Below are 5,169 nucleotides of genomic sequence, written 5' to 3'. Positions count from 1 at the left end.
GTAGCAGCTTAGTAGTCAAGTCCTCGGCCTATTAGTACCGGTCAACTGAACCCGTTACCGGGCTTACATTTCCGGCCTATCAACCCAGTCGTCTAGCTGGGGGCCTTACCCCACAAAGTGGGTGGGATACCTCATCTTGAAGCAGGCTTCCCGCTTAGATGCTTTCAGCGGTTATCCCTTCCGAACGTAGCTAACCAGCCGTGCCCTTGGCAGGACAACTGGCACACCAGAGGTTCGTCCGTCCCGGTCCTCTCGTACTAGGGACAGCCCTTCTCAAGTATCCTACGCGCACGGCGGATAGGGACCGAACTGTCTCACGACGTTCTAAACCCAGCTCGCGTACCGCTTTAATGGGCGAACAGCCCAACCCTTGGGACCTGCTACAGCCCCAGGATGCGACGAGCCGACATCGAGGTGCCAAACCATCCCGTCGATATGGACTCTTGGGGAAGATCAGCCTGTTATCCCCGGGGTACCTTTTATCCGTTGAGCGACACCGCTTCCACTCGCAAGTGCCGGATCACTAGTCCCGACTTTCGTCCCTGCTCGACCTGTCAGTCTCACAGTCAAGCTCCCTTGTGTACTTGCACTCAACACCTGATTGCCAACCAGGCTGAGGGAACCTTTGGGCGCCTCCGTTACCTTTTAGGAGGCAACCGCCCCAGTTAAACTACCCACCAGACACTGTCCCTGAACCGGATAACGGTCCGAAGTTAGATACCCAAATCAACCAGAGTGGTATTTCAAGATTGCCTCCACCCATACTGGCGTATGGACTTCACCGGCTCCCACCTATCCTACACAAGCTAATTCGAGTACCAATGTCAAGCTATAGTAAAGGTCCCGGGGTCTTTCCGTCCTGCCGCGCGTAACGAGCATCTTTACTCGTACTGCAATTTCGCCGGGCCTGTGGTTGAGACAGTGGGGAAGTCGTTACGCCATTCGTGCAGGTCGGAACTTACCCGACAAGGAATTTCGCTACCTTAGGATGGTTATAGTTACCACCGCCGTTTACTGGCGCTTAAGTTCTCCGCTTCGCCCCGAAGAGCTAACAGGTCCCCTTAACGTTCCAGCACCGGGCAGGCGTCAGTCCATATACATCGAATTACTTCTTCGCATGGACCTGTGTTTTTAGTAAACAGTCGCTTCCCCCTGCTCTCTGCGGCCATACAACGCTCCACCCGCGCGGGGCTTCACGTCTCCGGCCCCCCTTCTCCCTAAGTTACGGGGGCAATTTGCCGAGTTCCTTAACCACAGTTCGCCCGATCGCCTCGGTATTCTCTACCTGACCACCTGTGTCGGTTTGGGGTACGGGCCGCTAAGAACTCGCTAGAGGCTTTTCTCGGCAGCATAGGATCACTGACTTCACCTGAATCGGCTCGGCATCACGTCTCAGCCTTCATGTGTTGCGGATTTGCCTACAACACGGCCTACACGCTTACCCCGGCACAACCACCGGCCGGGCTCAGCTACCTTCCTGCGTCACCCCATCGCTTGACTACTACCCATCAGGTTCCCACGCTCCCTCAACTCAGTCCGAAGACCTCATCAAGTTCGGGTGGTTAGCACAACGAGGTTCGTCAGGGACGCTCTTTCGCGGGTACGGGAATATCAACCCGTTGTCCATCGACTACGCCTCTCGGCCTCGCCTTAGGTCCCGACTCACCCAGGGCGGATTAGCCTGGCCCTGGAACCCTTGGTCATCCGGCGGAAGGGTTTCTCACCCTTCTTTCGCTACTCATGCCTGCATTCTCACTCGTGCCGCGTCCACAACTGGGTCACCCCGCTGCTTCACTCGCGGCACGACGCTCCCCTACCCATCCACACACCTGCACAAGGAATCAAGTCCAAGCGAGGATAAAATGTGAATGCCACAGCTTCGGCGGTGTGCTTGAGCCCCGCTACATTGTCGGCGCGGAACCACTTGACCAGTGAGCTATTACGCACTCTTTAAAGGGTGGCTGCTTCTAAGCCAACCTCCTGGTTGTCTATGCGACCCCACATCCTTTTCCACTTAGCACACGCTTAGGGGCCTTAGCTGGTGATCTGGGCTGTTTCCCTCTCGACTACGAAGCTTATCCCCCGCAGTCTCACTGCCGCGCTCTCACTTACCGGCATTCGGAGTTTGGCTGATTTCGGTAAGCTTGTGGGCCCCCTAGACCATCCAGTGCTCTACCTCCGGCAAGAAACACGCGACGCTGCACCTAAATGCATTTCGGGGAGAACCAGCTATCACGGAGTTTGATTGGCCTTTCACCCCTAACCACAGGTCATCCCCCAATTTTTCAACATTGGTGGGTTCGGCCCTCCACGCGGTCTTACCCGCGCTTCAGCCTGCCCATGGCTAGATCACTCCGCTTCGGGTCTAGGACACGCGACTGAATCGCCCTATTCAGACTCGCTTTCGCTACGGCTCCCCCACACGGGTTAACCTCGCCACATGCCACTAACTCGCAGGCTCATTCTTCAAAAGGCACGCCGTCACCCCGCAAGGCTCCGACGGATTGTAGGCGAACGGTTTCAGGTACTATTTCACTCCCCTCCCGGGGTACTTTTCACCATTCCCTCACGGTACTTGTCCGCTATCGGTCACCAGGAAGTATTTAGGCTTACCAGGTGGTCCTGGCAGATTCACGGCAGATTTCAGGGGTCCGCCGCTACTCGGGAACACCCACAGAAGGTCAGCAACTTTCACCTACCGGACTCTCACCGTCTACGGTCAGCCATTCCAGACTGTTCGACTAGCCACTGACTTTGTAACTTCTCGAACAAGTGTCAGCTTGTTCAGCAGGGTCCCACAACCCCGACCACGCAACCCCTGACAGGTATCACACGCAGCCGGTTTAGCCTCGATCCGCTTTCGCTCGCCACTACTCACGGAATCACTAAATTGTTTTCTCTTCCTACGGGTACTGAGATGTTTCACTTCCCCGCGTTCCCTCCACACACCCTATGTGTTCAGGTGTGGGTGACACCACATGACTGGTGCCAGGTTTCCCCATTCGGACACCCTGGGATCACAGCTTGGTTGACAGCTCCCCCAGGCCTATCGCGGCCTCCCACGTCCTTCATCGGCTCCTGGTGCCAAGGCATTCACCGTTCGCCCTTGACAACTTGACCACAAAGATGCTCGCGTCCACTGTGCAATTCTCAACAAACGACCAACCCACAACCCGATCCGCCCCACACCAAACCCAACCCAACGGTCAGCGGTATGTGGGGCCAGGCCATGCCTGGCAGACTCCCAGCCCCCACCAAGGAGGGCCGGCGCGTCTCTGAAACAACAACACAACGGTTGTTCCTTCAGGACCCAACAGGGTGCTCACATTCTCCCCCAGCCGCACCAACAGCAACCGTTCCCACCACCCAAGAGTGGCTGTACTAAGCACCGCCGGCCGTTGCCAGGGCAAAACTTGCCAGTGTCTCCGCCATTCGAGCACCCCACCACCACAGTCGGGTGATGCGGGCTCCTTACCGACTTTCGTCGGAAGGTGCTCCTTAGAAAGGAGGTGATCCAGCCGCACCTTCCGGTACGGCTACCTTGTTACGACTTCGTCCCAATCGCCAGCCCCACCTTCGACGGCTCCCTCCACAAGGGTTGGGCCACCGGCTTCGGGTGTTGCCGACTTTCGTGACGTGACGGGCGGTGTGTACAAGGCCCGGGAACGTATTCACCGCAGCGTTGCTGATCTGCGATTACTAGCGACTCCGACTTCACGGGGTCGAGTTGCAGACCCCGATCCGAACTGAGACCGGCTTTTTGGGATTCGCTCCACCTCGCGGTATCGCAGCCCATTGTACCGGCCATTGTAGCATGCGTGAAGCCCTGGACATAAGGGGCATGATGACTTGACGTCATCCCCACCTTCCTCCGAGTTGACCCCGGCAGTCTTCGATGAGTCCCCGCCATAACGCGCTGGCAACATCGAACGAGGGTTGCGCTCGTTGCGGGACTTAACCCAACATCTCACGACACGAGCTGACGACAGCCATGCACCACCTGTGACCGCCCCCGAAGGACCTCACATCTCTGTGAGTTTTGCGGCCATGTCAAACCCAGGTAAGGTTCTTCGCGTTGCATCGAATTAATCCGCATGCTCCGCCGCTTGTGCGGGCCCCCGTCAATTCCTTTGAGTTTTAGCCTTGCGGCCGTACTCCCCAGGCGGGGCGCTTAATGCGTTAGCTGCGGCACAGGGAACCGGAGAGGCCCCCCACACCTAGCGCCCAACGTTTACAGCGTGGACTACCAGGGTATCTAATCCTGTTCGCTCCCCACGCTTTCGCTCCTCAGCGTCAGTATCGGCCCAGAGACCCGCCTTCGCCACCGGTGTTCCTCCTGATATCTGCGCATTTCACCGCTACACCAGGAATTCCAGTCTCCCCTACCGAACTCTAGCCTGCCCGTATCGACCGCAGGCTTGGGGTTGAGCCCCAAGTTTTCACGGTCGACGCGACAAGCCGCCTACGAGCTCTTTACGCCCAATAAATCCGGACAACGCTCGCACCCTACGTCTTACCGCGGCTGCTGGCACGTAGTTGGCCGGTGCTTCTTCTGCAGGTACCGTCACTCTCGCTTCGTCCCTGCTGAAAGAGGTTTACAACCCGAAGGCCGTCATCCCTCACGCGGCGTCGCTGCATCAGGCTTCCGCCCATTGTGCAATATTCCCCACTGCTGCCTCCCGTAGGAGTCTGGGCCGTGTCTCAGTCCCAGTGTGGCCGGTCGCCCTCTCAGGCCGGCTACCCGTCGTCGCCTTGGTAGGCCATCACCCCACCAACAAGCTGATAGGCCGCGAGCCCATCCCAAGCCGAAAAACTTTCCACCACCAGCCATGCGGCCAGAAGTAATATTCGGTATTAGCCCCCGTTTCCGAGGGTTATCCCAAAGCTTGGGGCAGGTTGCTCACGTGTTACTCACCCGTTCGCCGCTCGAGTACCCCGAAGGGCCTTTCCGCTCGACTTGCATGTGTTAAGCACGCCGCCAGCGTTCGTCCTGAGCCAGGATCAAACTCTCCAACAAAAAATTAGTTGAACAGCATCCTGACAACAAACAAATGTTGCCAAAGGAATCCCAACCAGCCAGCAAAAACTGACCAGTCCGGGGTATAAATCATAATTGGCACTGGCTTTACAAGCACCCTGTTGAGTTCTCAAAGAACAACCACACACCGA

At 57.3% G+C, this 5,169-nt stretch carries 2 rRNA genes; both read right to left on the bottom strand.

The annotated features are described in order from the left end of the window. Window positions 1-11: 11 nt before the first annotated feature. Window positions 12-3,120 (bottom strand): 23S ribosomal RNA (locus ACFYPG_RS33045). A gap of 382 nt (window positions 3,121-3,502) precedes the next feature. After that, a 16S ribosomal RNA gene (locus ACFYPG_RS33040) occupies window positions 3,503-5,017 on the bottom strand. Together the 16S and 23S rRNA genes form the textbook arrangement of a ribosomal RNA operon. Window positions 5,018-5,169: the final 152 nt, after the last annotated feature.

Source organism: Micromonospora sp. NPDC005553 (genome assembly GCF_042871765.1).
In the GTDB taxonomy this organism is placed as follows: domain Bacteria; phylum Actinomycetota; class Actinomycetes; order Mycobacteriales; family Micromonosporaceae; genus Micromonospora.
Note: the sequence above shows the minus strand (reverse complement) of the source record. Positions and strands in the feature narration are given on the sequence as shown.